Raw genomic sequence first — 25637 nt, 5'->3', positions numbered from 1 at the left:
CTGGGAGACGAAAGAGGGAGCGGTTCGTTTCATCGACGCAATATAGATTGTATCGATTTTCCGTAAATCGTGCTTAGGCGCGGCCAGAATGAGAAAGCGCAGAACCGAAAGAGCCGAGACGATCAGACGCGTGCAGGTCTATGGCCAGCGTTGCAGCGGAACAAACGCCCTGATCAGTTTGATAGAAGCGAATTTTCCGTCACTGCAGTTCACCGAGGAATTCGGTTTCAAGCACTGGTTCGTACCTGACTGCACAGACATTCCGGCAGACGTGATGGTAATCGCTGTCGCGCGTGAAGCGAGCGACTGGCTGCAAAGCTTGTTCCGCAATCCGTGGCATGCCCATCCCGATCTGAAAGCGATGTCCTTTGCGGACTTCATTCGCGCCGAATGGAACAGCGTCTGGGATACGCATTTCTGGGGCATCGACGCGGATCATCCCCTGCACGGCAGACCGATCGCGGAAGAACTGTGCCCGAAAACGGGGGAGCGGTTCGGCAATGTCTTGCTCAAGCGACGGGCGAAGCTGGAAAACTGGCGCAGCGCGGCTCAGCGCGCGGGTGCTTCTTTCCTGGTTTCCCATAGCCGGGTGGTAGGCGATCAGAAGGGGCTCGTGGCGGACATCGCCAGGGCGGCGGGTATATCGCCCCCCGCCCAATTCACTCCAGTGGCCAGTTACAAGGGGCAGAACAACCGACCGTTCATTCCGTCGCGATACCCCGAACTCGAACCGGAAGATCGCGACTTCGTGCTGAACCATGTCGATCCCGAACTTGAACGCGCGTTCGGTCTGTTCCCGGCCGTTGCGTAGTGTTGAACCGATCGGCGAACGATAACGGTAACACCTCGTCCCAACGTAGTTTCGCACGTTTGGGTATTTGACGGCCTGCTACGCGGCCACCGTATCGAAGGCCGAAATGCGCGGGGCTACCAATTCCACATCGTGCCGTCGTCGAGCCGGGCTACGGGAAGGCATTTCTGGTCATACGGATATTTCGCAGCCAGATCCTCGTCGATGTCGACACCGTGCCCCGGTGTGTTTCCGCAGATGAGGTAACCATCCTCGAAGCGGTAATCGTGAGGGAAGACTGCGTCGGTTTCTTGCGAATGACGCATGTATTCCTGAATGCCGAAATTGGGAACCCAGCTGTCGAAGTGAAGCGCCGCGCCCATCGTCACGGGGGACAGGTCCGTGGCGCCATGACAACCGGTGCGGACCTGATAGAGCGCCGCCAGATCGGCGATCCGTCGCAGGTGGGTTATGCCGCCCGCCCCGACCACCGTTGCGCGAATGAAATCGATCGACTGGCTCTCGATGAGGCCACGGGCCTGCCAGATCGTATTGAATATTTCGCCCACGGCTAGCGGCGTCGTCGTGTGCTGGCGCACGAGTTCGAATCCTTGCGGATTTTCAGCCGGTGTTACGTCTTCCAGCCAGAACAATTGGTAAGGTTCCAGCATCTGGCCGAGGTTGGCGGCTTCCTGCGGCGTGTATCGGTGGTGGCCGTCGTGCAGCAGATGATGCTCGAAACCATAGGTATCGCGCAGCTTTTCGAACAAACGGGGCACCGTGTTGAGCGCCTTGCGCGTGTCCCACCCGCCCACGCTTGGCAGGCGCGTATCGGCCGGTTCGTATTGCAGCTTGCCCCGGCCTACACCGTACGCATCCTCGACCCCGGGTATGCCGGTTTGCGCCCGGATCGCGCGATAACCCATGTCGATATAGGCCCCCACGGCGTCGACCGTCTCGGAGATGTCGGAGCCGTTGGCATGGCCATAGACCATGACCCGCTCCCGGCTTTTCCCACCGAGGAGATCGTAAAGGGGCATCCCGGCCAACTTTGCCTTGATGTCCCATAACGCCACGTCGACGGCAGCGATGGCGCGCATCGTTACCGGCCCGCCCCGCCAGTAGGCACCGCGATACAGATATTGCCAGATATCCTCGATCCGGCGCGGGTCCATGCCGAGGATGCAGGGGATTACGTGATCCTGCAGGTAGGATACCACGGCCAACTCCCGCCCGTTCAGCGTGGCGTCGCCGATGCCGTGAATGCCCTGGTCGGTCTCGATCTTCAGCGTCGTGAAATTGCGACCCGGAGAACAGACGATGACGCGCGCACCGGTAATTTTCACAGGGTGTTACCTCTACAAACCACTCTGGCCGGCAAATTCTTGACATCCCGTATCGGCCTGTCAACTTCTCGCAAACAGTCCTGTCCCCTTCCGCATCGGCATCGCCGGACAGGCACTTCGTTCTGGTTGCAATTGGTAAAGGAGCTTCCCCACCCTTGTGCAATCCCCATCTCGCAGCAGTTTGGCAAGCCATGGGCAATCATCCGAAGCAGGCCTTGGACCTGTCGCATTTTGCCCTGCATCGCGCCCCTGCCGCCAGTCGATCGAATATTTACCGAAAAATGTGTTCTGCATGACCGGCCGAAAGAGAACATGACGACCCGTCCGCTTCATCTTCATCCCGATCGCCTTCTGCCGGCGAACGCTACCGTCCGGACCATTGCGCGAGGGCTTTACGATAGTGTCAGGGATCTGCCCATCGTCAGCCCTCACGGTCATACCGACCCCCGCTGGTGGGCGCGAAATGATTGCTTCGCCAATGCCACCGATCTGTTGCTGGTGCCCGACCATTATCTGTTCCGGATGCTCTACTCGCAAGGCGTCCGGCTGGAGGAACTGGGTGTGCCCGACGCGACGGGCCGATCGAGCGCCGATCCGCGCACCGCATGGAGGACATTCGCCGAAAACTATCACCTGTTCCGTGGAACTCCTTCGCGGATCTGGCTCGATTGGGTGTTCGCCGAGACCTTCGGTATCGATGTGCGGCTCGACGGAGAAACAGCGGATTTCTACTTCGAGACGATAACTGCCAAGCTCGCGACCGACGCATTTCGTCCGCGTGCGCTGTTCGACCGTTTCGGAATCGAGGTCATCGCCACGACGGAGGGACCGCTCGATACGTTGGAACACCATGCCGCCATACGCGATAGCGAATGGACCGGGCGCGTCATTACAGCCTACCGACCCGATGCGGTCGTCGACCCCGAATTCGAGGGGTTTGCCGATAATCTTGGCGCGCTTTCCGACCTGACGGGAGAAGATTGCGGAACCTGGCGCGGCTATCTTGACGCCCACCGGCAACGGCGCGCCTTCTTCAAGAAGATGGGCGCGACATCGAGCGACCACGGACACCCGACACCGCGCACGGCCGATCTTCCCGATACCGATGCGGCGGCTTTGTTTGACCGGGTGAAGGGTGGTGATGCGAGTAGCGCCGATGCCGAACTGTTCCGCGCGCAGATGCTGACCGAAATGGCCGGAATGAGTAGGGACGACGGATTGGTCATGCAGATTCATCCCGGTTCCTTCCGGAACCACAATCGCCAGCTGTTCGACCGGTTCGGTCGCGACAAGGGCGCCGACATACCGGTCCAGACCGAATATGTCGACGCACTGCGGCCGCTCCTTTCGCGCCACGGCAACGCACGCGATCTGTCGATTATCCTCTTCACGTTGGATGAGACGGCGTATTCGCGCGAACTGGCCCCGCTTGCCGGACATTATCCGTGCCTCAAGCTCGGGCCGGCCTGGTGGTTTCACGACAGTCCGGAGGGGATGCGCCGCTTCCGCCGCCGGACGACCGAGACGGCCGGGTTTTATAACACCGTCGGCTTCAACGACGATACGCGCGCGTTTCTGTCCATTCCGGCGCGGCACGACCTTGCGCGGAGGATCGATTGCGGGTTCCTCGCCGAGCTTGTTGTCGAACACCGTCTCGAAGAATGGGAAGCCGCGGAACTGGCCCGGGGGCTCGCCTACGATTTCGCCAAGACGGCCTATCGGTTGTGAGATTGTCTCCCGATACGCTCGCCGGCCGGGGCGGCGTGGCGACGCAACCTTCCTATGATCGCTCCCAGAACGCGGGCATCGTCCATTTCGGCATTGGCGCGTTCCACCGCGCGCATCAGGCGTGGTACACCGACGCGTGCCTCGCCGCGGGGGAGCGCGACTGGATGACAACCGGTGTTTCCATGCGCTCGGCGCGGGTGGCGAACCAACTCAATCCGCAGGGCGGCCTGTTCACGCTGACCGAACGGTCTCGCGATGGAGAGGAAACCCGCGCGATCGGGGCAGTGCAGGGCGTTCTGATCGCGGGGCGAGACCGGTCAGCGATCGCGCAGCGACTGGCTCGGCCCGAATGTCATGTCGCGAGCTTCACCGTAACCGAAAAGGGCTATTGCAGAGCGTCCGACGGCTCGCTCGATCGCGAACTGGCGCGAGCGGGGTTCTATCCGCTCCTCACAGATGCGCTGATGCAGCGCCGGCAGGCAGGCCGAAGCGGGCTTACCCTGCTGAGTTGCGACAATCTTTCGGGTAACGGATCGCAACTGGGCCGGCTAATGCGCGACTGGCTTGCTGGCGAAGCCCCGGGCATGGTGGACTGGTTTGATGCCAATTGCAGCACGCCTGACAGCATGGTCGATCGCATCGTTCCAGCGACGACCGAGCGCGACATCGCCTCGCTCGAGGACCGTATCGGCCTTCGCGACGAAGGGGCGGTTTTCACCGAACCGTTCAGCCAGTGGATCATCGCGGACGATTTCGCCGGGGCGCGGCCGCGTTGGGACGATCATGGGGCAAAAATCGTTACCGACGTTACGCCCTACGAGACCGCGAAGCTGCGGATGCTGAACGGTGCGCATTCGTTGCTCGCCTATGCCGGCCTCGATGCGGGGCACAAATTCGTCCACCAGGCGATTGCCAATCCGGTCCTGCGCGGGCAAACCCTGGCTCTCATGCGAGAGGAGGCCGCCCCCACGATCGCAGCCGGAGAAGGCCAGAATCTGACTGGCTATGCCGACGCGCTCATTGCGCGGTTCGAAAATCCGGGGCTCGATCACCGGCTATTCCAGATCGCGATGGACGGTAGCCAGAAGATTCCGCAGCGCTGGCTGGAAACGCTTGCGATCCAGCGTGAACGTGGTCGCCGATGCCCGGTCATCCTGCAGGGAATCGGCCACTGGCTGTTGCATGTAAGAGGGGATCGGAGGCCGGTCGAAGATCCCCTGGCAGACCGTATGCGGGCATTGTGGCGGCAGGCCGGAGTGGGCGGTATTGTCAATGCGATCTTCGGGCGCGGCGGGCTTCTTGCATCGCAGTGGCAGCCCGATCGGATCGAGGCGGAAACGATCCGCGGCGTCCTTCTGTCCGAAAGCTCGTTGTAGGAATCGACCGGAATGCCTTGCCGATGGTGTCGCACCGCGCTTGCACAAGTTTCGATTTCCGCCCACCGCTTCGGGACATCGCGGGGGTGGTGAACGTCCTCGCCGAGAGAATGCCTGACCTTCCCGAGCTGACCCGAGAGGCACAACGTCGACAATGACCGATCTGAAACAACGGCCGATGCGCTCTTGGTTGTTCTCTCCCGGCGACAGCGAAAGGAAAATGACGAAGTGCGCCAAGAGCGCTGCCGATATCGCGATCTTCGATCTGGAAGACGCCGTCTCCATCGAGAACAAGGCTGCCGCGCGGCAGATGGTGCATGATTTCCTTTCCGGCTACGAAGGCGACGCCAACCGTATCTTCGTGCGCATCAATCCGCTTGACGGACCTTATGCCTTGCTCGACCTCGCTGCGATCATGCCGGCGAAGCCCGGTGGCATCATGCTGCCGAAGGCCCAAGGCAGGCATGATGTCGAGACGCTGGACAAGTATCTCGAGGCCCTCGAGGTCGCGAACGACATCGAACGCGGTACCACGCCGGTTATCGTGCTCGTGACGGAGACTGCCGAAAGCATGTTCCGCTGCGGTGACTTCAAGGATGCGCCGCGCCTCGTGGCGATGACCTGGGGGGCGGAAGATCTTGCCGACGCTATCGGAGCGAGTTCCAATCGCGACGAGAGCGGCGGATACTCCCACACCTATGAGATGGCTCGAAGCCTGTGCCTGCTTGGCGCATCGAGCGCGAATATAGCACCTGTCGAAACCATCGAGGGCAATTTCCGCGATCTCGAGGGTCTGCGCAAACGTGCCGAGCGCGTGAGACGCGACGGCTTTCGCGGAATGCTCGCCATCCATCCGGCGCAGGTCGCCGTCATCAACGAGGCCTTCACCCCGGGCGCAGACGAAATTGCCGAAGCACATGAGATCGTCGCCCTGTTCGACGCGAATCCGGGGGCGGGCGCAATCGGCTACAAGGGCCGGATGCTCGACCGGCCGCACCTCGCTCGCGCGCGGCACCTTCTGGCAACGGCAGAAAGTCGGTGAACGCGAAGTCGGCGGCCGAACTCGACCTGACCTGCGTTCTCAAACCGGGGGATGCCATCGTCATGGGGCAAGCCTGCGGGGAGCCGGGCGACCTGGTTGAGGCGCTGATCCGGCAGGCGGAGGAGCTCACCGGCATAACGCTGTTCATCGCCACGAGCTTTTCCGGCGACCTCACGCCCGATTTCGCGGCTCGAATCGGCGTGTCGAGCATGGGCGCGATCGGCGCTTTGCGGAACTTGGCGAAGACCGGGCGGCTTCAGATCATTCCCGTGCATGTCAGCCAGGTCGCGCCGCTCATCACCGCCGGCATACTCCCCTGCGATGTCGCCATGGTGCAACTGAGCCCGGCGGACGAGACCGGGCGGCACAGTTGCGGCCTGATAAGCGATTACGTCACCGCGGCGGTCGCGAAAGCGCGGTTGGTCGTGGCCGAGGTCAATTCGCGGGTGCCCTTCACGTGCGGAGAGAGCGTGGCCGCTTCGGATATCGACGTGCTTGTTGAAAGCGATCGCGCTCCGGTGGAGGTGCAAGGAACGACGATAACACAAGCCGATCAGGCGATTGCAAGGCACTGCGCCGAGTATATCGGGGACGGCTCGGTGATCCAGATCGGTGTGGGTGGTATCCCCGATGCGGTCCTGCGTCTGCTGGGCGACCGGAAGGATCTCGGCGTACATTCGGGAATGCTCGGAGACGGTATCGTCGATCTGGCAGAGGCGGGTATCGTGACGAATGCGCGCAAGGAAATCGATCGGGGCGTGTCGATCAATGGCGCGCTTATCGGTTCGCGAAAGCTGTTTGACTGGGCGCATCGCAACAATACGATCCGGATGTGCGCGACGAACTATACCCACGACGCGGCGGTGTTGGGAAAACTGTCACGGCTGGTCACCATCAATTCCGCCGTCGAGATCGATCTGACAGGACAGGTGAATGCAGAGCAGGCCGGCTCCGCCTATCTCGGCGGTACGGGTGGGCAGGTGGACTTCGTGCGCGCCGGAGCACGGTCCAGCGGCGGAGCGGCCATCACTGCCCTGGGCGCTACCGCCAGAAATGGCACTCTCAGCAAGATCGTCGAGAAGTTCGACGGTCCCGTGACTACCGCGCGTAGCGAGGTGGATGTCGTCGTCACGGAATTCGGCCGGGCGGAACTCAAGGGCCAGACGCTTGCCGAGCGTGCGAGGCGGCTCGTCGCGATTGCGCATCCCGACTTTCGCGAAGACCTGTCGCGCGCCGCGCGCGACATCGAGAGGAGGGGATACTGAACCATGTCCGATGCCGTAAAATATCAAGCCCGCGATGACGCGATAGCCATCATCACGATTGACCGCCCCGAGCAGCGCAATGCGCTGGGCCGGGAGGTGCGCGAAGGGCTGTTCGCGGCGTGGGACCGGTTCGAGAAGGACGATCGCGCGCGCATAGCTATCCTCACGGGGGCGGGCGACAAGGCTTTTTGTGCCGGTGGGGATCTGAAGGAGATGGTGGAGACGAAACTGCGGGTTCCCCCGCGGGACATGTTTCCCGTACCCTACGACAATATCGAATTGACCAAGCCCACCATCGCGGCGGTCAACGGCGCGGCCCTGGCCGGCGGCTGGATGATTGCCCAGGCCTGCGACCTTTGCGTCGCGAGTACCGGGGCGAAGTTTGGCATCACCGAGGTAAAGGTGGGGCGCGGTTCTCCTTGGGCAGCTCCGCTTATCCACATGATTCCACAGCGGATCATGATGGAAATCATCCTGACCGGAAAACCGATTACCGCCCAGCGCGCCTACGAAATCGGACTCGTCAACAGACTGGCCGAACCGGCGGAACTGATGACCGCCGCAATCACGCTCGCCCACGAAGTGCTGGAGGGTGCGCCGCTATCGGTGAAGGCCGGGCGCGAGACGGTGATGTTGGCGACGGAGATGGGGCGCAGCGCCGCCCTGCAGGCTGCCCGTGCCGTGCATGAGATAACCTATACCAGCGAAGACGCGCAGGAAGGCCCGCGTGCCTTTGCGGAAAAGCGCAAACCCGAATGGAAACGCCGCTAGCTTCCGCGACACCGCTCGAACGGGAGATGCTCCGATCATCTGGAGCCCTGCGTTTGGGAGCCCAACGCATTCGCGCGAATTATCGGGTCCGCCGTTCGAAAAAGGCAACCACGCCCATCCCGCCTAGCATCGCGGCGACTAAGATCACGGCGGACAGGAAGTCCGAGGATAAACAGCCGCGCGCTGGAAAGTGCGATGCTGCTGCCGCCGAGGCCAGCCGCCTTCGCAGCGAGTCAGGACGCGCCCGCGATACGTCCTAGCCCACAGCAGGATAGGCGCCGCTAATCCTATCAGGAAGCAGAACGACATCGGGAAAGCCGGGAATGACCGCGTAATATCCAAAACCAATCAAGGTATGGGGGGCTGACAGGTGTCAGGGTTTGGCACAGGTCGTGTAGCCGCGATAGCCCAGCTCGTCGCCCGCTTGCGGAGGAACGACGAGGATTTCCATCGCCTGCAATCCGGCATTGCCGGTTTCGTCAACGAAACGCGTAGCGACGACAAGCCCGCCGCTGACGAAGCGATCCGCGCCCGTGGCGGATAGCGGGATGATCCTTCCGTTGAGCTTCAGGAAACCCTGTTCGCCCGGACGATAGACGAAAGCTGGAAAGCCGACCTCGGTGAAAGTGAACACACACCGTCCCGAGGTTCCACCAAGGGCGGCGATGTCTGCATCGGTCATGGTTTCGGGTTTGACGAGCGCGGTCGCGATGTTCGCCAGAGCGGTTTCCGCCGGCTCGATTGGTGCGGCCGCTGCCGGCGGGTCAAGCGCCGCTTCCCGGTCGTTGCCGATCGCGGTGTTCTGGTTGCAGGCCGCCAGGGCAAGCGTGCCGCTGACGGCGATCAGGTGCGAAATCTTCATTGCGCCGCTCCTTCGCGAGAGGACGGGTCCGGATCGGACGCGGATGTCGCCCCCGCAAGACCGGCGGGCAGCCGCTCCGACCTTCGCACGCCGTTCTCCTCGATATCGGCGATCAAATATTTCATCTGCGCGATTTCGCGTCGCTGCGCGAGGATGATGTCGTGGGCGAGCTTGCGTACCCGCGGATCCTTCAGGCTCGCGCGTTCGCTGGTCATGATGGCAATGGAATGGTGCGGTATCATCGCGGCCATGTACTCCTCGTCATCCACAGTGGTCTGGCTCCGGACCAGCCAGAGACCCAGGGCGAAGACGACCGCGGCTACCGCCAGGATGATGAAGTTCTTTTTTCGGTCCCGATACATGCCCCACATGAAGAGCAGCATCACGACCATCATCATCGCGCCCATGACGAACATCATCCAGAAGCGCGTCTCGCTCCAGAATATTTGATCGGCGTCATAGGTGTTGGTGTACATCAGGAAGAACATGATGACTGTCGACGTCGCCACCATGGCCATGAAGCGCCAATAACTGCCGCCATCGCGACTGCGATCTCTGCTTCCAGCCGTTTCCATTTCACGATCCCCCAAGGTTACACGGTGATCCAGCCAAGCGCTCTGGCACCCATCCACAGGCCCATGCCGATCATGAACAGGTTTTCGGTCAGCGACACGAAGCCCAGCGGCACGTTCGAGCTGCCGCCGACGCAGGCGCATTTCAGTTCCCGCTTGTCGATGTAGACCGCCTTGAAGACGCTGATCGCGCCGACCGTTCCGATGAACAGAGAAACCGGGACCGATATGATCGGCAAGGCATGAGCGACCATCAGGATACCTGCCAGTGCCTCGCCGAAGGGATAGACAAAGCCGTACCGTACCCAGCGACGCGCCAGGAGATCGTAATTCAGGAACATCGTCGAGAAGCTGCGCACGTCCTGCAATTTCTGGAGGGCGAGCAGCGCCATCGACAAGCTGACGAACCACTCGAGAGTCTGCACGGTCAGCAGCGCATCGAAAACGTACCAGGTGATTGCCATGGCCAGAAGGAAGGCGACCGCAAAGATCGCGATAACCGGTTGGTAAGTGGTTTCGTCTTCGGCCTGCACCGATTTGCCGAAATGCTCGCGCAGATCGTCATAGCCGCCGATGCGCTTGCCACCGATGAAGGTCTGCGGGGTCGTCGCGACACCGTGCTTTTCCTTGAAGGCGTCGGTTTCCTCTCGCGTTTCGAGGTGGTGGTCCTCGATCGCGTAACCTTCCCGCTTCAGCAGATCGACGGTCTTGAGCCCATAGGGGCAAACGTGGTCGGGCATGACCATCCGATAGACGGTGGCAGTCTTGGTTTGGCGGCGGTCGCTCATGCTGCGGTCTCCGGATAGCTGGCCCATAGGGCCCGCCCGGCGGGACCAAAGGCTATGACCTGATAAGGTTGATGACGCCCGCCCTGTTCCATTCCGGGCGATCCGACGGGCATTCCGGCGACGGCGAGACCGGTCACCCCGGCAGGGCGTCGGTCGAGCAAACGCTCGACATCGGCAGCAGGAACATGCCCCTCGATCACGTAGCCATCGACAGTGGCAGTATGGCAGGATCGCAATTCGATCGGCACGCCATGTTCCGCCTTGATCGCGGCCATGTCGGGATGGTCGACCGCTGCGACGTCGTGCCTTCCGCCGTGTTCCATGTGGTCTGCCCAGCCGAGACAGCAGCCACAGCCGGGGTCACGATACATGGTGACGGATGCCGCCTGCGCGGCGCACGCCGTCAACCCCGTGCCAAGCAGCAGGGCGCTGCCGATAGCGCGTCGAAAAAGCGCCGCGCGGATGGTGCCGATCATGCTGATCTCCTGATGATATTCTGACTGCGGCGCAAAACCGATCTCATCGCTTTGCGCGTTCGAAAAGATCGACCAGTTCGCCGAATTTCTGCTGCTGCTCGGCGGGGTCGCCGCTCGCAATCGCCTCTGCAACGCAGCAGCTGGCATGGCGCTTCAGGATCTCGCTCTCCGCCCGGCCGAGGGCTGCCTTCACGGCTTGAAGCTGGTTAAGGATGTCGATGCAGTACCGGTCATCCTCGACCATCTGTGCGACACCGCGCACCTGCCCCTCGATACGGCGCAGACGGTTTACGATCTTGGTCTGATCGGTCGTTGGCACCGACATCTATCTCCTTGGGTCTGAACTCTGGTCGGGCGCCTTGTAATACCCCTAGGGGGTATATATGTCGCTTTTCGAAGGAGTTGCAAGGCTGATGTCCACTTTACCGCTTTCACGCCGCCATCTTCTCGGAGCGGGAACCTTCGGTATCGGAGCGCTGGCGATGCCGGCCTGGGCGAGGGGGGGTGCCATCAACGACAGCGCGATCCGCGCGGGCTTCGACGAAGTTTCCGGTACCAGCATCGATCTGACCGTCGGGGAGGGCATGCGGACCGTTCAGGGTCGCCGCGGCCGCGGAATCGCGGTCAACGGCAGCGTGCCTGGCCCGCTTCTCAGACTCAAGGAAGGCACGAGCGTTCGCCTCAACGTCCGCAATACCCTCGATCACGACAGTTCTGTTCACTGGCACGGCTTGCTTGTCCCCTTCTATCTCGACGGCGTGCCGGGCGTCAGCTTCCCCGGGATTTCGCCGGGAGAAACGTTCACCGCGGAATTCCCCGTGCGGCAGGCCGGTACGTATTGGTGGCACTCGCATTCGGCCTTACAGGAGCAGGCCGGTCATTACGGCCCGATCGTCGTCGATCCCGCGGGGCCGGATCCGGTCGAAGCGGATCGCGACTATGTGCTGTTGCTGAGCGAGTTCACGCCGCTCGATCCGCACACGATCATGAAGAAGCTCAAGAAGGGGGAGGGGTATTTCAATTACCAGCAGACCAGCTGGACCGACGACTATCCCCTGGATGCAGGGCAGCGTCTGATGTGGGGGCGGATGCGGATGATGGCGACTGACATCCTCGACGTCACCGGATCGACCTACACCTATCTCGCCAACGGGCACGGCCCCGAAGAGGGGCTGGAATTCGCCTTTTCTCCGGGAGAGAGGGTTCGCCTTCGCGTGATCAACGGCAGCGCGATGAGCTTTTTCAACGTGCGAATACCCGGCGCGGTAATGCACGTCGTTGCCGCCGACGGGCAGAACGTACGGCCCGTTCCGGTGGAAGAATTTCAGATTGGCACGGCCGAAACCTACGACATAGTGGTCGAACCGGTGGGCGAAGCCATGACCATCGTCGCCGAGGCCATGGACCGATCCGGCATGGCCGTCGCGACCCTCGCCAGGCGGCCCGGTGCGCGTGCGGCAATCCCGCCTCTGCGCGAACCGCCACTGCTGACCGTGGCCGACATGGGAATGAACCACGGCAGTGGCGCCGGCGATATGGAGGGCATGGATCACGCCGCCATGGGGCACGACATGCCGGCGATGACCACTGCGCCGGAACCGATGGGCGGCATGGATATGGGGGGCATGTCCATGCGCGATACCTCGCTGCTGCCGCCAACCGTAAAAGTCGGTCCGGGCATTGACATGGTGGCCATGAACCCTGTCGATCGCATGGGCGATCCGGGTATCGGGCTCGACAGGGTGGGCCACCGGGTGCTGACCTACAACGACCTCGTCTCGCTTGTCCGTAATGACGATCCGCGCACCCCTTCGCGGATGCTGGAAATTCACCTCACCGGCAACATGGAACGGTACATGTGGTCGTTCGACGGAAAGAAATACTCCGCCGTCAGCGACGATCCCATTCGCTTCGCCTACGATGAGCGCGTGCGGGTCAAGCTGGTGAACGACACCATGATGGCTCACCCCATCCACCTGCACGGCCATTTCTTCGAACTCGTAAACGGTGCTCCCGAGGGGTTTCAGCCACAAAAGCACACGGTCATCGTTCAGCCGGGCGGATTCGTGCAGTTCGATCTCACGGCCGATGAGCCCGGCGACTGGGCGTTTCACTGCCACCTTCTCTACCACATGCATTCGGGGATGTTCCAGGTCGTCAGCGTCGCGGAACCGGGAGGGGTCGGGTAATGCGAACCTCGATCTTTTCCGCATTTTTGCTGGGCGCCACCGCGACGCCAGTTCTGGCACAAGGCCATTCCGCGCACGGTAATCAGCAGACATCTGCCGAGACCGGAAAAGACGATCTTCAGGACGAAGAGAGCCGCGCAGGGGAGGATACCGCCGAAGCTGCCAGCGCGCCCGCCGTTCGAAGCGATCAGGCGGACCATCATGCTATGGATCATGGGTCGATGGCCCACGGTGCGATGGAACCCGGCACGGTGGAGGACACCGCTTCGGGCGATGGCGCGATGGATCATTCGGCGATGAATCACGCGGCGGTGGACCACACGGCGATGGGTCACTCCGTCAGCGAGCGCGAGAGCGCGCTAATTCCGATCCTGCCGCCGCCGCCCGAGGCCGGTTTCGGTCCGCCTGTCGCCGCCGATGCGATATGGGGGGCCGAAGCGATGCACGACAGCCGCGGAGCGCTGGCGCGGGAGAACGGTCGGATGATGACCGCCGGTCTGTTCGTCGATCGCCTGGAATATCGATCACGAGAGGGCGAAGACGGGTACCTTTGGGATGCCAGCGGGTGGTACGGCGGAGATCTCGACAGGATATGGCTGAAATCGGAAGGCGAGGGCCGTGCCTCGGGCGATCTGGAGCACGCCTTTGTGACCGTGCTTTACGGGCGTGCGGTATCTCCGTGGTTCGATGCGCGAGTTGGCTTGCGCCGGGATCTGACCGGGCCGACGCGAACCTATATCGATGCGGGAATACAAGGTCTTGCGCCTTATCTCTTCGAGTTAGAGGCGGACCTGTATCTTTCCACGAACGGCGATCTGACCGCGCGGGCCGAAGTCGAACTCGATCAGAGTATCACGCAGCGCCTCATCCTCCAGCCCCGCGCCGAAATCGCCCTGGCGGTCCAGGATGTTCCCGAACTCGGGATCGGCGCCGGTATCGATACCGTGGAGACGGGCCTGCGCCTGCGCTACGAGATCGCCCGAGAACTTGCCCCGTATGTGGGCGTTGCACAGGAGTGGAAGCTGGGCGGCAGCGCGGATTTCGCTCGCGCCGCAGGTGAAGAAGCCAGCGCCACGAACGTTGTTGTGGGCATACGCTTCTGGTTCTGATCGGCGCGCCGGGTTGCCGGTGGCGGAGACGGAGGGATTCGAACCCTCGATACCCCGATAGGGGTATGGTTCCTTAGCAGGGAACTGGTTTCAGCCACTCACCCACGTCTCCGGACACAGCGGCAGGGCACGCGCTATAACGACGGGGATGCTCTGCTTCAAGGCGCGAATCGCGTTGTTCGGGAACGATCTCCATTCGGCGCGAAACGGATTCGGTCTGCCGCCTATTCATTGCCGCTTCAGCCGCGAAGGACTCTGCTGGACGCCGTACAGGTTTGCCAGTCAGGGGTCTTGGCCATGATTTTCCATCTCGCGCGTTCGGTTCGCACCGTGGCAGCCAGAATGTGCCTGGCATCTCTGGGATTGCCGTTGCTCGTCGCGATGACTGTCCCGGCTACCGCCCAGATCCAGTCCGTCGATCCGGATACCGCGATCGACGGCGACCTCATGGACGATACAGACGACAGTGCGGCGCGCGGATCGGGAGACTATGCCTTCGATGGCGCTTACGAAACGACGCGAGCGGATTCGCGGTATGACGAGGCTCAGCCCGTAACGTCTGCCGACGATCGCCCCGCGTCGGACCTTCCCCCCGCCGCCGCGGGCGGGACATACGATTCGGACGAAGCCGTCGAGGCTGTTGCGGTCGAACAGGCGCATAATCCATCCGATACCTATGCCGAAGACGATCTGATCGGAGCGGCGGAAGGGCTGTTCGGTCGCGGTGCGGAAGGCTTGGCCCGCCTGATCCAGGATATCCTCTCCGACCAGGGCGAACCCAACGGCTACATCGTCGGGCGCGAAGGCGGGGGCGCATTCATTCTCGGCGTGCGCTACGGTTCTGGCACCCTGTTCCACAAGGTCGAGGGCAACATGCCCGTTTACTGGACCGGCCCGTCAATCGGCCTCGATGCCGGGGCCAACGCGGGCAACACTTTCGTGCTCGTCTATAACCTGCACGATACGGACGAGTTGTACGAACGCTTCCCGGCCGGAGAGGGGCAGGCCTATTTCGTCGGTGGTTTCAATGCCAGTTACGTGCGCAAGGGCGATATCGTTCTGATACCCATTCGGGTCGGCGCCGGCCTCCGGCTGGGCATCAACGCAGGCTACATGAAGTTCTCGCGCAAACAGCGCTGGTCTCCGTTCTGATTGCGGAAAGCGCGGTCAGTGCGGGGGAACCTTGAAAGCCGGAGCGCAGGGCGGCATTGAACCGCACCATGCTAGACCGACTCGATCAACAGGCTCCCGATGCCCTGCTCGCCCTCATCAAGCTCTACAACGCCGATGCGCGCGAAGAGAAGATCGACCTTGGCGTTGGCGTCTATCGCACGGCGGACGGCGATACACCGGTTTTCTCGGCGATAAAGGGGGCTGAAGCGCGCCTGCTCGAAGAGCAGGAGTCGAAAGGGTATCTCGGTCCCGAAGGGGATATGGGTTTCGTCGAGGCATTGCTACCGCATCTGCTCGGCCGGGATCTACTGGGTACTCTGCGCGAAGAGGGCCGCATCGACGGCATGCAAACGCCCGGCGGCACCGGCGCGGTGCGCCTCGCGGTGGCGCTCGCGCAGCGCGCCGGGGTGGAAACGGTTCTTATGGGAGCGCCCAGCTGGCCCAATCATGCGCAGATTCTGGCCGATGTAGGGGTGGAGACCGTTGCCTTCGACCATGCGCAGCCTGACGGACGCGCGAACATGGAGGCCCTGCGTGCCGCGCTGGAGGGACGCGGTCCGGGCGATGCCCTGCTGCTGCACGGGTGTTGCCACAATCCGACGGGGGTCGACTATACAGACGCCGAATGGGACGAGATCGCCGACCTGCTGCGGACCACGGGCGTCTTGCCGATACTCGACCTGGCTTATCAGGGTCTGGGAGAGGGCATGGCCGAAGACGCCTACGGCGTTCGCCGTGTGGTGTCCGCGGTTTCCGAAGCGCTCATCGCTTATAGCTGCGACAAGAACTTCGGCCTTTATCGCGATCGCGTAGGCGCCTTCTATGCAGTCGGCTCGAAATCGGATGATCTCAAGCGGATCATGTCGAACGCCGCGGCGCTTGCCCGGGCGAACTGGTCAATGCCACCCGACCACGGCGGGGCCGCAGTGCGGCTGGTTCTGGAAGACGATGAACTGACCGGGCAGTGGCGTGAGGAACTCGCTTCAATGCGCCAGCGGATCGGTGCCGTGCGGGAACGACTGGCCGGACATGGGCAGGCGGGTTCGGTGGATCTCACGCCGCTTGCCAAGCAGCGCGGCATGTTCGCCATGCTTCCGGTATCGAAGGAACAGGTACAGCGTCTGCGCGAGGATCACGCGGTGTACATGGCCGGATCGGGACGAATCAACGTGGCGGGGCTGACCATGGCCAATATCGACCGGTTCGTGACCGCCCTGGCGGATGTCACGAGCTGATCGACCGCTCGATTGCGCAATGGCGTTCCCTTTCGTATCCGGGGGAGGGGCGAAGCCTGGGCGGAGGACGCGGATGGCGAACAGGAACGATGTCGACTACAGCGTGCTGGTCGGCTGGACCACGACCGTCGTCGATGCCGATCGCCTCACCCTCAGGATGCAGAGCGTTACGACCCCGCCGCCGCATTCGCGGGAAGATGTGCGTTCGCATGTCTACGTCCTCGATCGAAACCAGGCAGTGCAACTGGGCAACTTCCTGTTCGAACTGGTCGATCAGACGAAGCCGCAAGGCCGGCGAGCCGGGTGGTTCCGGCGAATGTTCGGCTAGATCGGCCTTCTGCCAATCCTGTCAGCGCCGTCAGGTAACGGTTTTCAAAGCCTGCATCCGGTTCAGATATCGGGCGATGGTGTCCACTTCCAGGTTGACCTCTCCGTTCTGTCGCAGACTGCCCAGCGTCGTGACATCGGCGGTATGGGGAATGACGTTGACCGCGAAATGAACCGCGCCGTCGGGCCGGTCGTCCACCGTATTCACCGTCAGGGAAACGCCGTCGATCGTGATCGAGCCCTTCGCTGCGACGAACGGCGCCAGATCCGGCGGGGCGGCAATGGTGATGCGGGTGGAGCCGCCGTCGGGCTGCCAGTCTGCCACGCGGCCCACGGCATCGACATGGCCCGTCACCAGATGGCCGCCCAATTCGTCGCCAAGGCGCAGGGACGGTTCGAGGTTGAGCTTCGCTCCCTGCTGCCACGTCTCGTTCGCGGTGCGCGCTACCGTCTCGGCGGAAACGTCAACCGCGAACCACGCGTCGCCCGCGCGTCCGCCCTTGTCCACGACCGTAAGACAAATGCCGGCGCAGGCGATGGATGCCCCGATCGCGATCGTACCGGGATCGAACGGGCAGTTCACGGTCACTCGCAGATCGCCCCGCCTCTCTATCGCAGTGATCTTTCCGACCGCAGTGACGATGCCGGTGAACATGAACGCTACCCCTCCTGCCGGGAGCGGATGTAGACTTCGAGCGTGTCTCTGCCAAGCGGGCGGATATCCTCGCGTCGCCAGCGATCGTGCGCATCGTTGAGGTCCGTCAGACCGATATCGCCCAGGGCGGGCCGCCCATCACCCAACAGGATCGGCGCGCGGTAGATAAGCAGGCGGTCGACCATGTCGGCGCGCAGGAACGACGCAGCCGCGCCCGCGCCACCCTCGATGAAGAGGTACCGAACACCAGGCATGCTATGAGCCCGTTCCGGAGACGCCAGAACTTTCCACCCCCCGGGTGCAGGGCCGCGCGTGAGCACCCAACGCTCAGGCGATCGGTCTTCGAGACCCTGGAGCCGCACGTCGAGCGAGGGGGTGTCCGAGCGTAGCGTTTCCCCGCCGACGAGGATCGCATCGGCCCGCGCCCGCTCGCGGTGGACGTGCGCCCGCGCTTCCGGACCGGTAATCCAGCGACTGCTGCCGTCAGGCATGGCTAGACGTCCGTCCAGGGTGAGGGCCAGCTTCAGGGTGACATGCGGACGACCGTGACGCTGAAACATCTCGTGCCCCGAAAGACTCAGCCGGGACGCTTGCAATCCCATCTGGGCGACCTCGACGCCGCTTTCAGCCAATGTCGCGAGTCCCGCGCCGGCAGTCCGCGGATCGGGATCGCACATCCCGACGACGACGCGCGCGAGACCGGCCTCGACAACCAGATCGGCGCAAGCCGGACCCCGGGCCGAACGATGCATGCACGGTTCAAGTGTAACGTAGAGCGTTGCCCCGTGCGCTGCTGACCCGGCCTTCTCCAGCGCCATCGCCTCAGCGTGCGGACGCCCGCCGAAACGGGTCCAGCCGCGACCGACAACCCTGCCTTCCTTGAGAACGATCGCACCCACGCCGGGGTTGGGGCGGCTGAGGGGGCGAGCGCGTTCCGCCAGTGCCGCCGCCGCGACAACCCACCGCTGATCGTCAACCGGTGGCACGCGAGCAGTATTCCTCCACCGATAGCGCCAATTCCTCGTCCGAAGGTCCGTCGTCGGGGTTGGCCGCTTCCTCGGCCGCCTCGCGCGCCTTTATTTCGGCTTCCATCTCGTCCACGTCGATGAACGTGGCGCGGCCGAGTGTCTTGTACATTTCGCGCCGCTTTTCGTCGTTGGCGGCGATGCGTGCGGCGATCTCGTCCTTCAGCCGCTGGTTGGCGCAGTTAGCGGCAATGATCTCGCCCTGAGTACGGTTTTCATCGAAGGTGGTGATATAGATGACCTCCGGGCGGGGAGGGGCCATGCGCTGCGTTTCGGGGATGAACAGCGTGAAGATCGCGAAGGTCGCCGCCGCCGCGACGCCGAGAATCTGCCAGCGGTGCGGCGTAGGCTGCCGCCACTGTTCCGCGAAATCCTCGACGGCACGTTTCGGATTAACGCTGCGGAAAAACTCCTTCATGCGACGCTAGATAATGCGCCGAGGGGTAGAGCGCCACCCTCGCCGGCCGGACCTCAGGCGAAATACCCGTAAAGGCTTCGCCCCTTTGTCTTGAGCCAGGCATCGCAGGCACCAAGGTCGTCGTCGAACACATCCCTTAGCCGCGCGTGGAAGGCCGCCGAGTGATCGAAATGCGTGAGATGCGCCACCTCGTGCGCCACGACGGAGCGCCGGACGGAATCGGGAGCCATGACCAGTCGCCAGTTTATGCGGATACAGCGCCCATCGTCACGTTCACCCGAACACGACCCCCAGCGTCGCCGCGCCCGAGAAAGGCGCAGTTCCGGCATTGGGAGTTCGGCGCGCGAGCAATAGAAAGCGAGATCGTCGCGTAGCAGATACAAGGCTTCGTTTTCCAGCCAGCGCCGGATGCGCGGCTCCAGCCCCTCAGAGGGGCCGCCGACCATCAGCCTCTCGCCTTCGATGACCGGTTGCCGCCTGGCCGACGGCTCGTGGCATACGGAAAACGTCTTCCCCCGATAGGGAATCGTCGCCCCATCGCGGACCGTGATCGCGGGCGAGGCGTCGCGCAACTGCCGGGCGATCCAGTCGCGACGCGCCTTCGCAAAGGTCAGCGCATCGAGAGTCCGGCCCCAGCTCGGCAAGGTGATCCGCACCTCGCTTCCATCGGATGCGACCCGCATCGTGAGGCGGCGAGCGCGGGTGTGACGACGCAAGGCAATCGGAACGAGGCGGCCATCGATCTCGATCGAGGGTTCGTTACGGTCCGCACGCAGCCAGTCGATCATGCGCCTGCCCTTTCATCCTCCCAATCGACGATATGGTGTTCGAGCGGTCCGGCTACTGTCTCGCTTACCACCCGCCCGGCAACGCAGGCTCCGGCCTCAAGCATGGCGGTCCGGTCGCCCGTCAGAAGGTGGTGCCAGTCCGGCAACGGCTTTCCCTCCGCGCGGCGGCGATAGGCACAACTGACGGGCAGCCACGGAACCTGGGCGACGAGCCGGGGTGTCAGTCGCAAACAGTCGGGCACGAAGGCCTTGCGGTGAGGGTAGTCGCGGCACCGAGCGGTGCCTGTATCGAGCAGCTTGCATGCCACATTAGTCTCGACGATTTCGCCCGTGTCCTCGTCCTCCAGCTTGTGCAGGCAGCATTTGCCGCAGCCGTCGCACAGCGCTTCCCACTCTTCCCGGGTGAGCTGGTCGAGCTCGAGTTCCCAGAACCGTTCTCTCGGCATGGAGGTCATCTGACGTAGGTTTCCAGCTCGTCCGCCACCGCCTGTCCGCTTTCGTCCACCGGCAACAGGGTAATCGGCTCCCCTCGCGGACCCATCAGATAGCCGGCATTGGAATGGTCCATCAGATAACCGCCGGACTCCGTCGTCTCACCGCGGGAATGGAAGACGCTGAACGCTTCTGCCGCCCTGTCGACCTGCTCCTGAGAACCGGTCAGTCCGATAAGTTCGTCGCCGAAATTGGCGGTGTATTCGCGCAGAACTGCGGGAGTGTCGCGCTCGGGGTCGATCGTGACGAAGAGCGGTTGCACCCGTTCGGCCAGATCGGGATGCGCGTCGGCGAAGGTGCGATATCCCTGCATCATCCTCTGCGTATCGAAGGGGCAGATATTGGGACAATAGGCATAGCCGAAATAGACCATGCGATATTTTCCGTCATAGCTGTTCTGCGTGACTGCCTGCCCGTTTTCGTCCACGAGACTGAACTGTCCGGTCAGCGCCGAGCCTTCCAGGACACCTTCCGGCGGCGGCTCGCTGCCGCAGGAGGACAAGCCCAGAAGAAGCGCGAGGATGGCGGGAACGGCCTTGATAGAAGAGGACATGGCGCGTGCGTTCATGCTCTGCTAACGCCGTCAGCGCAAGACGCCGCGGCCGAAGGGCATGGGCGTATGCCCGATAATACCGTATTGCTACAGGAGGTTGGGTTGGCCCGGCTGACACTTCGCGCTACCGCTCTATTTCTCGCAGGCCCGCTTGTTTTGCTGGCCGCCTCACCCGTAGCCGCACAGCTTTATTCCGATGGCTACAAGTTTCTGGAAGCGGTGAAGGACAAGGATGGCGAGACCGCGACCGCCATGTTGAACGAACCGGGTTCCACGATCGTCAATTCACGCGATCTTACCAGTGGTGAGACGGGGCTGCATCTGGCCGTCAACCGTCGCGACCTGACCTGGACCCGCTTCCTGCTGCAACAACATGCCAACCCGAACATCGCCGACAATCGCGGGCGCACCCCCCTTATCCTGGCGGCCGATGCCGGCTTTCTGGAAGCTGTCCAGACGCTCATCGATCACGGTGCGCAGGTCGACGTAACAACAACCACCGGAGAAACGCCCCTCATCGCGGCGGTCCACGCCCATAACATCGAGTTGATGGAGGTGCTTCTGGATGCGGGCGCCGATCCGGACCGGACCGACAATACCGGTCGCAGCGCCCGCGACTACGCGCGCCAGCCCGGGCAACCGCAGCGATTGTTGTCGATAATAGAACGTCACGAAGTGCCTTCGGACGAGCGCGAGACGCAAGTGTACGGGCCGGTCTTCTGACCATGGCAGACGCGACCCGTGCCGCTTCGCTGGACGATGCCACGCTTGCCGAAATTCGCCTGGCGCTGGCGCCCGATATCGCCATGTCGGCGGTGTTCGACGGTTGGTCCGAGGCTGCGTTGCTTGCCGCGGCTGAAGGCGTGGGAGTCAAACCGGCGCTCGCGCGGCTCGCCTACAAAGGCGGGGCGATGGACATGATCGACGGGTGGGTCGACTGGGTCGACACCATGATGGCCGCCGAATTCGCGGATGGGCGGCTCGATGCCATGCCTGTCCGCGAGCGTATCCGCGAGCTGGTTCAGTTCCGGCTCGACGCGATCGCGGGGATGGAAGAAGCGTTGCAGCGCGCGATGGCGGTGCAGGCCATGCCGCAAAACGTGGCCGCCGCGATCAAACAGGGCTGGTCGAGCGCGGACCGCATGTGGCGGTTGGCGGGAGATGCCGCGACCGATTACAATCATTACACCAAGCGCGCGATCCTGGTATCCATCTACGGTGCGACGCTGGCAATCTTCGCGGGCGACGAGAGCGAGGGGAAGGCGGATACGCGGGCCTTCCTCGACCGCCGGATCGAGAACGTCATGCAGTTCGAGAAGGCCAAAGCCCGCCTGCTGGCGGATCGCGAGACGTTCGATGTTGCCCGTTTTCTCGGCCGGTTGCGCTACCCGCAGCGGTGACGTTTTTCCTATTGCGAAGCAGTTGCAAAAAGACGCCGGCGCGCCTATCGCGCCCTGTGTGACCGAACCCCTCACACTCGACATGCTGGCCCCGCTAGAGCGGGCCGAGATCGTCGCCGTCGACTGGACCGCGCTCGCTCCTGACGAAGGCAAGCGCCTGCGTGCGCTCGGTCTCGACGAGGGTGCGCGGGTCGCCATCGCTCATCGGGGAATCTTCGCGGGCCGCGACCCGATCGCGCTGATTGTCGGCCGGATGACAATCGCCCTGCGTCGCTCCCACGCGCGAGCGATGACCGTGGAGTTCGTATGACCCGGCTTCGCACTGCGGCACTCGTGGGCAATCCAAACGCCGGCAAGAGCGCGCTGTTCAACGCGCTTACCGGCGCGCGGCAGAAGATTGCCAACTATCCGGGCGTTACCGTCGAACGCAGGGCGGGTCGCCTGGTCATGCCCACAGGTGAACCGGTTGAACTGATCGACCTGCCGGGTTCCTATTCGCTCGATGCGGCCAGTCCCGACGAGGAGGTGACGCGGCAGGTCGTTGAGGGGGAGTTTCCCGGCGAACCGCAGCCTGACGTGCTGGTCGTGGTCGTCGATGCCGCCAATCTGGAACAACACCTGGTGTTCGCTCAGGAGCTGGTTGCCCTGGGCCGCCCGATGGTGGTGGCGCTCAACATGGTCGATCTTGCCGAGCGCGACGGACTGGCGATCGACCCCGACGCCCTGAGCGCGGCTCTCGGTGTTCCCGTCGTTTCGACCGTCGCGGTGCGCAGGCGCGGGTTGGACGAGCTGGTGGACGCGCTTGGCAACGCGCATGACCAGGACGTCACCACCCGGCACGAGGTCCGAAACCTGTCCCTGCCAGAGCGTCGGCTCAATGCGCGCAACATGGCGCGCGGCGCGATCCTGTCCGAAAGCGGGCAGCATCGCCTCCACGCCAGCCTCGACAAGGTGCTCCTGCATCCCTGGCTCGGCCCGCCCATCCTGTTCGCGCTGCTGTTCGTTATCTTCCAGGCCGTATTCGCTTGGGCAACGCCCTTCGCCGACGCGCTGGACGCGGCGATCGGCGCGCTCATAGCGCTCGCGAACGGAGCATTGCCCCCCGGCATCCTGCGGGATTTCATCGCCGAAGGAGTCCTGACGGGCGTAGGCAGCGTGGTCGTATTCCTACCGCAGATCGTGATCCTGTTCGCCTTCATCCTGGCGATGGAGCAGTCGGGTTACATGGCCCGCGCAGCCTTCATAATGGACCGGCTGATGGCCTATGTCGGCCTGTCCGGACGCAGTTTCATCCCCTTGTTGTCCAGCTTCGCCTGCGCGGTCCCCGGGATCATGGCAACACGCGCCATCGCCGATCCGAAGGACCGGCTGACGACCATCCTCATCGCTCCGCTGATGACCTGTTCGGCGCGGCTGCCGGTCTACGCCGTCATCATCGCCGCCTTTATCCCGGCGACGACGGTGGGCGGCGGCGTCGGATTGCAGGGGCTGGTGCTGTTCGCGCTCTACATCGCTGGCATTCTCGGCGCGATGGGAGCCGCACTCGTGCTGCGGCGCACGGCGACGAAGGGTGGATCGTCGGGCTTCATCATGGAGCTTCCGCGATACCAGATGCCCCCCTTGCGCGATCTTGCCATCGGTCTGTGGCAGCGCGCCTGGGTGTTCCTGCGCCGCGCCGGCACCATCATCTTCACCGCCACCGTCGCCCTGTGGGTACTGTTGAGCTTCCCGCAGGCGGAGCCGGGCGAGAGCCAGCTGGACGCCAGCATCGCCGGCCATGTGGCGGATGGGCTGCACGTCCTGGTCGAGCCGATCGGCTTCAACCGGGAGATCGCGCTGGCTCTCATTCCGGCCATGGCCGCGCGCGAGGTCGCCGTGTCCGCGCTCGCCACCACCTACGCCGTCGACGCCGACGACGAGGAGGCCGAGGCGCGCGGGCTGATCCCTCAGCTTCGCGCCGGGTGGAGCCTGCCGACGGCCCTCGCCTTCCTCGCCTGGTTCGTGTTCGCGCCGCAATGCCTGTCGACCATCGCGGTCGCCCGGCGCGAGACGAACGGGTGGAAATGGCCAGCCTTCATGGTCGCCTACCTGTTCGGCGCGGCCTACGTCTTTGCCGGATTGACCTACTGGAGCGCGGCCGCGCTCGGTCTGTAGCGCCGCCCCCCGCGCCGGTGTGGACGGCGCGCACGAGGCGGGTAGCGACTCGCCCACCCCTTCGCTAAGCCCGCCGTCACGCTAGTCACGAGAGGAACGGATACATGGCGGGCAGCCTCAACAAGGTCATGCTGATCGGGAACCTGGGTCAGGATCCCGAAGTGCGCAGCTTCCAGAACGGCGGTAAGGTGTGCAATCTGCGCATCGCCACTTCGGAGCAGTGGAAGGACCGCAATACCGGAGAGCGGCAGGAGCGGACCGAGTGGCACACCGTGGCGATCTTCTCGGAGGGCCTGGTGAGCGTTGCCGAACGCTTCCTGCGCAAGGGCTCCAAGGTGTATGTCGAAGGCCAGTTGCAGACCCGCAAGTGGCAGGACCAGCAGGGCAATGACCGCTATTCGACCGAGATCGTGCTGCGCGGCTTCAACGGCACGCTGACCATGCTCGATGGCGCGTCCGGCGGCGGCGGCGGCGGTGGTGGCGGCCAGCGCGGCGGCGGCGAGGACTGGGGCCGCGGCGGCGGCAGCGGCGACTTCGGCGGCGGTTCTGGTGGTGGCGGATCGTCCTCGGGCGGGGGCAATGCCAGTTACGACGATCTCGACGACGACATTCCGTTCTGAGCCTCGTTCAGCTTTCCCGCCTGTTTCCTGCAAAGGTGTGACAGGTGTGACAGTGTCCCGAAACGAAAACCCGCGCCCCATCACGGGCGCGGGTTTTTCGAATGCGGACAGGCAGTTGCGCGGCAGGAGAAGGGCGGAGGAAACCATGCGGCCACCCGTGCCCGGCCATTCGCCCTGTAGGAAAGGGCAGAGGCGGGCGCGCTCAGCTTACATGGACGAAGCGCGTCATCGGGAAGGTCGCCAGCACCGCGCCGCTCTCGTCGGTGACGAGCATGTCCTGTCCCATGTCGAGCCTGCCCACGGCAATCTCGCGCGAGGCCAGATACCGCGCCATCTGCTTCGCCACGGGCGTGACGGCATCGATGTCGGGCAATTCCATAATCCGCTCGCCACCCTTGCAGGAGCCGCGTTCGAGTCGGAAACGGAAATGGGGCATGGGCAGCAGTCGACCAGCCGATCGTTACAGTTTCGGGACTCGCCGGG

The 25637-nt window shown here is 63.4% G+C and carries 29 protein-coding genes and 1 tRNA gene; 16 read left to right on the top strand and 14 right to left on the bottom strand.

The genetic code is table 11. The features are described from left to right. Positions 1-88 precede the first annotated feature (88 nt). Positions 89-811, top strand: a complete 723-nt coding sequence (locus EG799_RS04930; protein ID WP_123879074.1) for a hypothetical protein — start codon at positions 89-91, stop codon at positions 809-811. A gap of 116 nt (positions 812-927) precedes the next feature. Here EG799_RS04930 and manD read toward each other — a convergent pair whose 3' ends face one another. Next, positions 928-2136, bottom strand: coding sequence for a D-mannonate dehydratase ManD (manD, locus tag EG799_RS04925; protein ID WP_123879072.1), 1209 nt, complete (start codon positions 2134-2136; stop codon positions 928-930). Between the two features lie 312 nt (positions 2137-2448). On the opposite strand from manD, the gene uxaC reads away from it, so the two are divergent. From uxaC to EG799_RS04900, 5 genes are all read left to right on the top strand, one after another. Beyond that, positions 2449-3864, top strand: a complete 1416-nt coding sequence (gene uxaC / locus EG799_RS04920; protein WP_123879070.1) for a glucuronate isomerase — start codon at positions 2449-2451, stop codon at positions 3862-3864. Continuing rightward, complete coding sequence (locus EG799_RS04915) at positions 3861-5240, top strand: mannitol dehydrogenase family protein (protein WP_234029024.1); 1380 nt, start codon at positions 3861-3863, stop codon at positions 5238-5240. The genes uxaC and EG799_RS04915 overlap by 4 nt, the downstream gene beginning before the upstream one ends. Before the next feature lie 154 nt (positions 5241-5394). Then, positions 5395-6282 (top strand): HpcH/HpaI aldolase/citrate lyase family protein, encoded by an 888-nt coding sequence (locus EG799_RS04910; protein WP_123879066.1) that lies wholly within the window; start codon positions 5395-5397, stop codon positions 6280-6282. Then, the gene (locus EG799_RS04905) at positions 6279-7547 is read left to right on the top strand and encodes an acetyl-CoA hydrolase/transferase family protein (protein ID WP_234029023.1); all 1269 of its coding nucleotides are present in this window, start codon (positions 6279-6281) and stop codon (positions 7545-7547) included. Before EG799_RS04910 ends, EG799_RS04905 begins: the two co-directional genes overlap by 4 nt. A gap of 3 nt (positions 7548-7550) precedes the next feature. Next, positions 7551-8318 carry an enoyl-CoA hydratase/isomerase family protein gene (locus tag EG799_RS04900; RefSeq protein WP_123879064.1) on the top strand — a complete coding sequence of 256 codons (768 nt, stop codon included), beginning with the start codon at positions 7551-7553 and terminating at the stop codon, positions 8316-8318. 373 nt (positions 8319-8691) lie between these two features. Here the strand turns inward: EG799_RS04900 and EG799_RS04895 are convergent, their stop codons facing one another. From EG799_RS04895 to EG799_RS04875, 5 genes are all read right to left on the bottom strand, one after another. Beyond that, positions 8692-9180 (bottom strand): DUF6692 family protein, encoded by a 489-nt coding sequence (locus EG799_RS04895; RefSeq protein WP_123879062.1) that lies wholly within the window; start codon positions 9178-9180, stop codon positions 8692-8694. Next, complete coding sequence (locus EG799_RS04890; protein ID WP_123882785.1) at positions 9177-9692, bottom strand: DUF305 domain-containing protein; 516 nt, start codon at positions 9690-9692, stop codon at positions 9177-9179. The genes EG799_RS04895 and EG799_RS04890 overlap by 4 nt, the downstream gene beginning before the upstream one ends. Positions 9693-9772: 80 nt before the next feature. Next, complete coding sequence (locus EG799_RS04885; RefSeq protein WP_234029022.1) at positions 9773-10540, bottom strand: glutaredoxin; 768 nt, start codon at positions 10538-10540, stop codon at positions 9773-9775. Then, positions 10537-11016: a DUF411 domain-containing protein gene (locus EG799_RS04880; protein WP_123879060.1), complete on the bottom strand. Its 480-nt coding sequence runs from the start codon at positions 11014-11016 to the stop codon at positions 10537-10539. The genes EG799_RS04885 and EG799_RS04880 overlap by 4 nt, the downstream gene beginning before the upstream one ends. A 43-nt stretch (positions 11017-11059) precedes the next feature. Continuing rightward, complete coding sequence (locus EG799_RS04875; RefSeq protein WP_234029021.1) at positions 11060-11335, bottom strand: metal-sensitive transcriptional regulator; 276 nt, start codon at positions 11333-11335, stop codon at positions 11060-11062. Between the two features lie 94 nt (positions 11336-11429). Between EG799_RS04875 and EG799_RS04870 the strand changes: the two genes are divergently transcribed. Beyond that, entirely contained in the window at positions 11430-13205 is a 1776-nt protein-coding gene (locus EG799_RS04870) for a copper resistance system multicopper oxidase (protein ID WP_123879056.1), read from the top strand. Beyond that, positions 13205-14314 carry a copper resistance protein B gene (locus EG799_RS04865; RefSeq protein ID WP_123879054.1) on the top strand — a complete coding sequence of 370 codons (1110 nt, stop codon included), beginning with the start codon at positions 13205-13207 and terminating at the stop codon, positions 14312-14314. Before EG799_RS04870 ends, EG799_RS04865 begins: the two co-directional genes overlap by 1 nt. A gap of 20 nt (positions 14315-14334) precedes the next feature. Here the strand turns inward: EG799_RS04865 and EG799_RS04860 are convergent. Next, positions 14335-14426, bottom strand: a tRNA-Ser gene (locus EG799_RS04860). Between the two features lie 185 nt (positions 14427-14611). Between EG799_RS04860 and EG799_RS04855 the strand changes: the two genes are divergently transcribed. The 3 genes from EG799_RS04855 to EG799_RS04845 all read left to right on the top strand — a co-directional run bounded on the left by EG799_RS04855 (position 14612) and on the right by EG799_RS04845 (position 17050). Next, a complete protein-coding gene (locus EG799_RS04855) occupies positions 14612-15466 on the top strand; it encodes a DUF1134 domain-containing protein (RefSeq protein ID WP_123879052.1) in 855 nt (284 codons plus the stop codon). Positions 15467-15534: 68 nt separating this feature from the next. Next, entirely contained in the window at positions 15535-16722 is a 1188-nt protein-coding gene (locus EG799_RS04850) for an amino acid aminotransferase (protein ID WP_123879050.1), read from the top strand. A gap of 73 nt (positions 16723-16795) precedes the next feature. Beyond that, entirely contained in the window at positions 16796-17050 is a 255-nt protein-coding gene (locus tag EG799_RS04845; RefSeq protein ID WP_123879048.1) for a hypothetical protein, read from the top strand. A gap of 30 nt (positions 17051-17080) precedes the next feature. Here the strand turns inward: EG799_RS04845 and EG799_RS04840 are convergent, their stop codons facing one another. Genes EG799_RS04840 through EG799_RS04815 form a run of 6 tightly spaced genes read right to left on the bottom strand, consistent with a single transcriptional unit; the run spans position 17081 to position 20980 of the window. Continuing rightward, the gene (locus EG799_RS04840) at positions 17081-17704 is read right to left on the bottom strand and encodes a riboflavin synthase (protein WP_123879046.1); all 624 of its coding nucleotides are present in this window, start codon (positions 17702-17704) and stop codon (positions 17081-17083) included. A 5-nt stretch (positions 17705-17709) separates the two neighbouring features. Continuing rightward, positions 17710-18690 (bottom strand): bifunctional diaminohydroxyphosphoribosylaminopyrimidine deaminase/5-amino-6-(5-phosphoribosylamino)uracil reductase RibD, encoded by a 981-nt coding sequence (ribD, locus tag EG799_RS04835; RefSeq protein WP_123879044.1) that lies wholly within the window; start codon positions 18688-18690, stop codon positions 17710-17712. Next, on the bottom strand, positions 18677-19147 hold the full coding sequence (locus EG799_RS04830; RefSeq protein ID WP_123879042.1) for a hypothetical protein: 471 nt from the start codon (positions 19145-19147) through the stop codon (positions 18677-18679). The genes ribD and EG799_RS04830 overlap by 14 nt, the downstream gene beginning before the upstream one ends. Positions 19148-19200: 53 nt before the next feature. Continuing rightward, positions 19201-19935, bottom strand: coding sequence for a M48 family metallopeptidase (locus EG799_RS04825; RefSeq protein ID WP_123879040.1), 735 nt, complete (start codon positions 19933-19935; stop codon positions 19201-19203). Next, a complete protein-coding gene (locus EG799_RS04820) occupies positions 19932-20381 on the bottom strand; it encodes a YcgN family cysteine cluster protein (protein WP_123882779.1) in 450 nt (149 codons plus the stop codon). Before EG799_RS04820 ends, EG799_RS04825 begins: the two co-directional genes overlap by 4 nt. A gap of 5 nt (positions 20382-20386) precedes the next feature. Next, positions 20387-20980, bottom strand: a complete 594-nt coding sequence (locus tag EG799_RS04815; protein ID WP_234029019.1) for an SCO family protein — start codon at positions 20978-20980, stop codon at positions 20387-20389. Positions 20981-21082: 102 nt separating this feature from the next. Here EG799_RS04815 and EG799_RS04810 point away from each other — a divergent pair, with 102 nt between their 5' ends. From EG799_RS04810 to ssb, 5 genes are all read left to right on the top strand, one after another. Further along, on the top strand, positions 21083-21703 hold the full coding sequence (locus EG799_RS04810) for an ankyrin repeat domain-containing protein (RefSeq protein WP_234029018.1): 621 nt from the start codon (positions 21083-21085) through the stop codon (positions 21701-21703). 2 nt (positions 21704-21705) lie between these two features. Further along, positions 21706-22380 carry a COQ9 family protein gene (locus tag EG799_RS04805; RefSeq protein WP_123879034.1) on the top strand — a complete coding sequence of 225 codons (675 nt, stop codon included), beginning with the start codon at positions 21706-21708 and terminating at the stop codon, positions 22378-22380. 82 nt (positions 22381-22462) lie between these two features. Beyond that, positions 22463-22690 (top strand): FeoA family protein, encoded by a 228-nt coding sequence (locus EG799_RS04800; protein ID WP_123882776.1) that lies wholly within the window; start codon positions 22463-22465, stop codon positions 22688-22690. Next, positions 22687-24534, top strand: a complete 1848-nt coding sequence (feoB, locus tag EG799_RS04795) for a ferrous iron transporter B (RefSeq protein WP_123879032.1) — start codon at positions 22687-22689, stop codon at positions 24532-24534. Before EG799_RS04800 ends, feoB begins: the two co-directional genes overlap by 4 nt. A gap of 104 nt (positions 24535-24638) precedes the next feature. Beyond that, complete coding sequence (gene ssb, locus EG799_RS04790; RefSeq protein ID WP_123879030.1) at positions 24639-25154, top strand: single-stranded DNA-binding protein; 516 nt, start codon at positions 24639-24641, stop codon at positions 25152-25154. A 202-nt stretch (positions 25155-25356) separates the two neighbouring features. Here ssb and EG799_RS13955 read toward each other — a convergent pair whose 3' ends face one another. Beyond that, positions 25357-25590 (bottom strand): DUF6894 family protein, encoded by a 234-nt coding sequence (locus tag EG799_RS13955; RefSeq protein ID WP_407641218.1) that lies wholly within the window; start codon positions 25588-25590, stop codon positions 25357-25359. Positions 25591-25637: the final 47 nt, after the last annotated feature.

Source organism: Aurantiacibacter spongiae (assembly GCF_003815535.1).
Taxonomy (GTDB): Bacteria; Pseudomonadota; Alphaproteobacteria; order Sphingomonadales; family Sphingomonadaceae; genus Alteraurantiacibacter; species Alteraurantiacibacter spongiae.
The sequence above is the reverse complement of the archived record's forward strand: the minus strand, read 5'-3'. Positions and strand labels throughout refer to the sequence as shown.

Bases quoted from the DNA above. Each gene is read 5' to 3' on its own strand.
- ssb (WP_123879030.1), top strand. From the start codon at position 24,639: ATGGCGGGCAGCCTCAACAAGGTCATGCTGATCGGGAACCTGGGTCAG.
- EG799_RS04865 (WP_123879054.1), top strand. From the start codon at position 13,205: ATGCGAACCTCGATCTTTTCCGCATTTTTGCTGGGCGCCACCGCGACG.
- EG799_RS04855 (WP_123879052.1), top strand. From the start codon at position 14,612: ATGATTTTCCATCTCGCGCGTTCGGTTCGCACCGTGGCAGCCAGAATG.
- EG799_RS04880 (WP_123879060.1), bottom strand. From the start codon at position 11,016: ATGATCGGCACCATCCGCGCGGCGCTTTTTCGACGCGCTATCGGCAGC.
- EG799_RS04910 (WP_123879066.1), top strand. From the start codon at position 5,395: ATGACCGATCTGAAACAACGGCCGATGCGCTCTTGGTTGTTCTCTCCC.
- EG799_RS04840 (WP_123879046.1), bottom strand. From the start codon at position 17,704: ATGTTCACCGGCATCGTCACTGCGGTCGGAAAGATCACTGCGATAGAG.
- EG799_RS04930 (WP_123879074.1), top strand. From the start codon at position 89: ATGAGAAAGCGCAGAACCGAAAGAGCCGAGACGATCAGACGCGTGCAG.
- EG799_RS04900 (WP_123879064.1), top strand. From the start codon at position 7,551: ATGTCCGATGCCGTAAAATATCAAGCCCGCGATGACGCGATAGCCATC.
- EG799_RS04885 (WP_234029022.1), bottom strand. From the start codon at position 10,540: ATGAGCGACCGCCGCCAAACCAAGACTGCCACCGTCTATCGGATGGTC.
- EG799_RS04850 (WP_123879050.1), top strand. From the start codon at position 15,535: ATGCTAGACCGACTCGATCAACAGGCTCCCGATGCCCTGCTCGCCCTC.
- EG799_RS04830 (WP_123879042.1), bottom strand. From the start codon at position 19,147: ATGAAGGAGTTTTTCCGCAGCGTTAATCCGAAACGTGCCGTCGAGGAT.
- EG799_RS04825 (WP_123879040.1), bottom strand. From the start codon at position 19,935: ATGATCGACTGGCTGCGTGCGGACCGTAACGAACCCTCGATCGAGATC.
- uxaC (WP_123879070.1), top strand. From the start codon at position 2,449: ATGACGACCCGTCCGCTTCATCTTCATCCCGATCGCCTTCTGCCGGCG.
- feoB (WP_123879032.1), top strand. From the start codon at position 22,687: ATGACCCGGCTTCGCACTGCGGCACTCGTGGGCAATCCAAACGCCGGC.
- EG799_RS04845 (WP_123879048.1), top strand. From the start codon at position 16,796: ATGGCGAACAGGAACGATGTCGACTACAGCGTGCTGGTCGGCTGGACC.
- EG799_RS04870 (WP_123879056.1), top strand. From the start codon at position 11,430: ATGTCCACTTTACCGCTTTCACGCCGCCATCTTCTCGGAGCGGGAACC.
- EG799_RS13955 (WP_407641218.1), bottom strand. From the start codon at position 25,590: ATGCCCCATTTCCGTTTCCGACTCGAACGCGGCTCCTGCAAGGGTGGC.
- EG799_RS04815 (WP_234029019.1), bottom strand. From the start codon at position 20,980: ATGTCCTCTTCTATCAAGGCCGTTCCCGCCATCCTCGCGCTTCTTCTG.
- EG799_RS04890 (WP_123882785.1), bottom strand. From the start codon at position 9,692: ATGGTGGCGACGTCGACAGTCATCATGTTCTTCCTGATGTACACCAAC.
- EG799_RS04805 (WP_123879034.1), top strand. From the start codon at position 21,706: ATGGCAGACGCGACCCGTGCCGCTTCGCTGGACGATGCCACGCTTGCC.
- EG799_RS04820 (WP_123882779.1), bottom strand. From the start codon at position 20,381: ATGCCGAGAGAACGGTTCTGGGAACTCGAGCTCGACCAGCTCACCCGG.
- EG799_RS04895 (WP_123879062.1), bottom strand. From the start codon at position 9,180: ATGAAGATTTCGCACCTGATCGCCGTCAGCGGCACGCTTGCCCTGGCG.
- EG799_RS04800 (WP_123882776.1), top strand. From the start codon at position 22,463: ATGCTGGCCCCGCTAGAGCGGGCCGAGATCGTCGCCGTCGACTGGACC.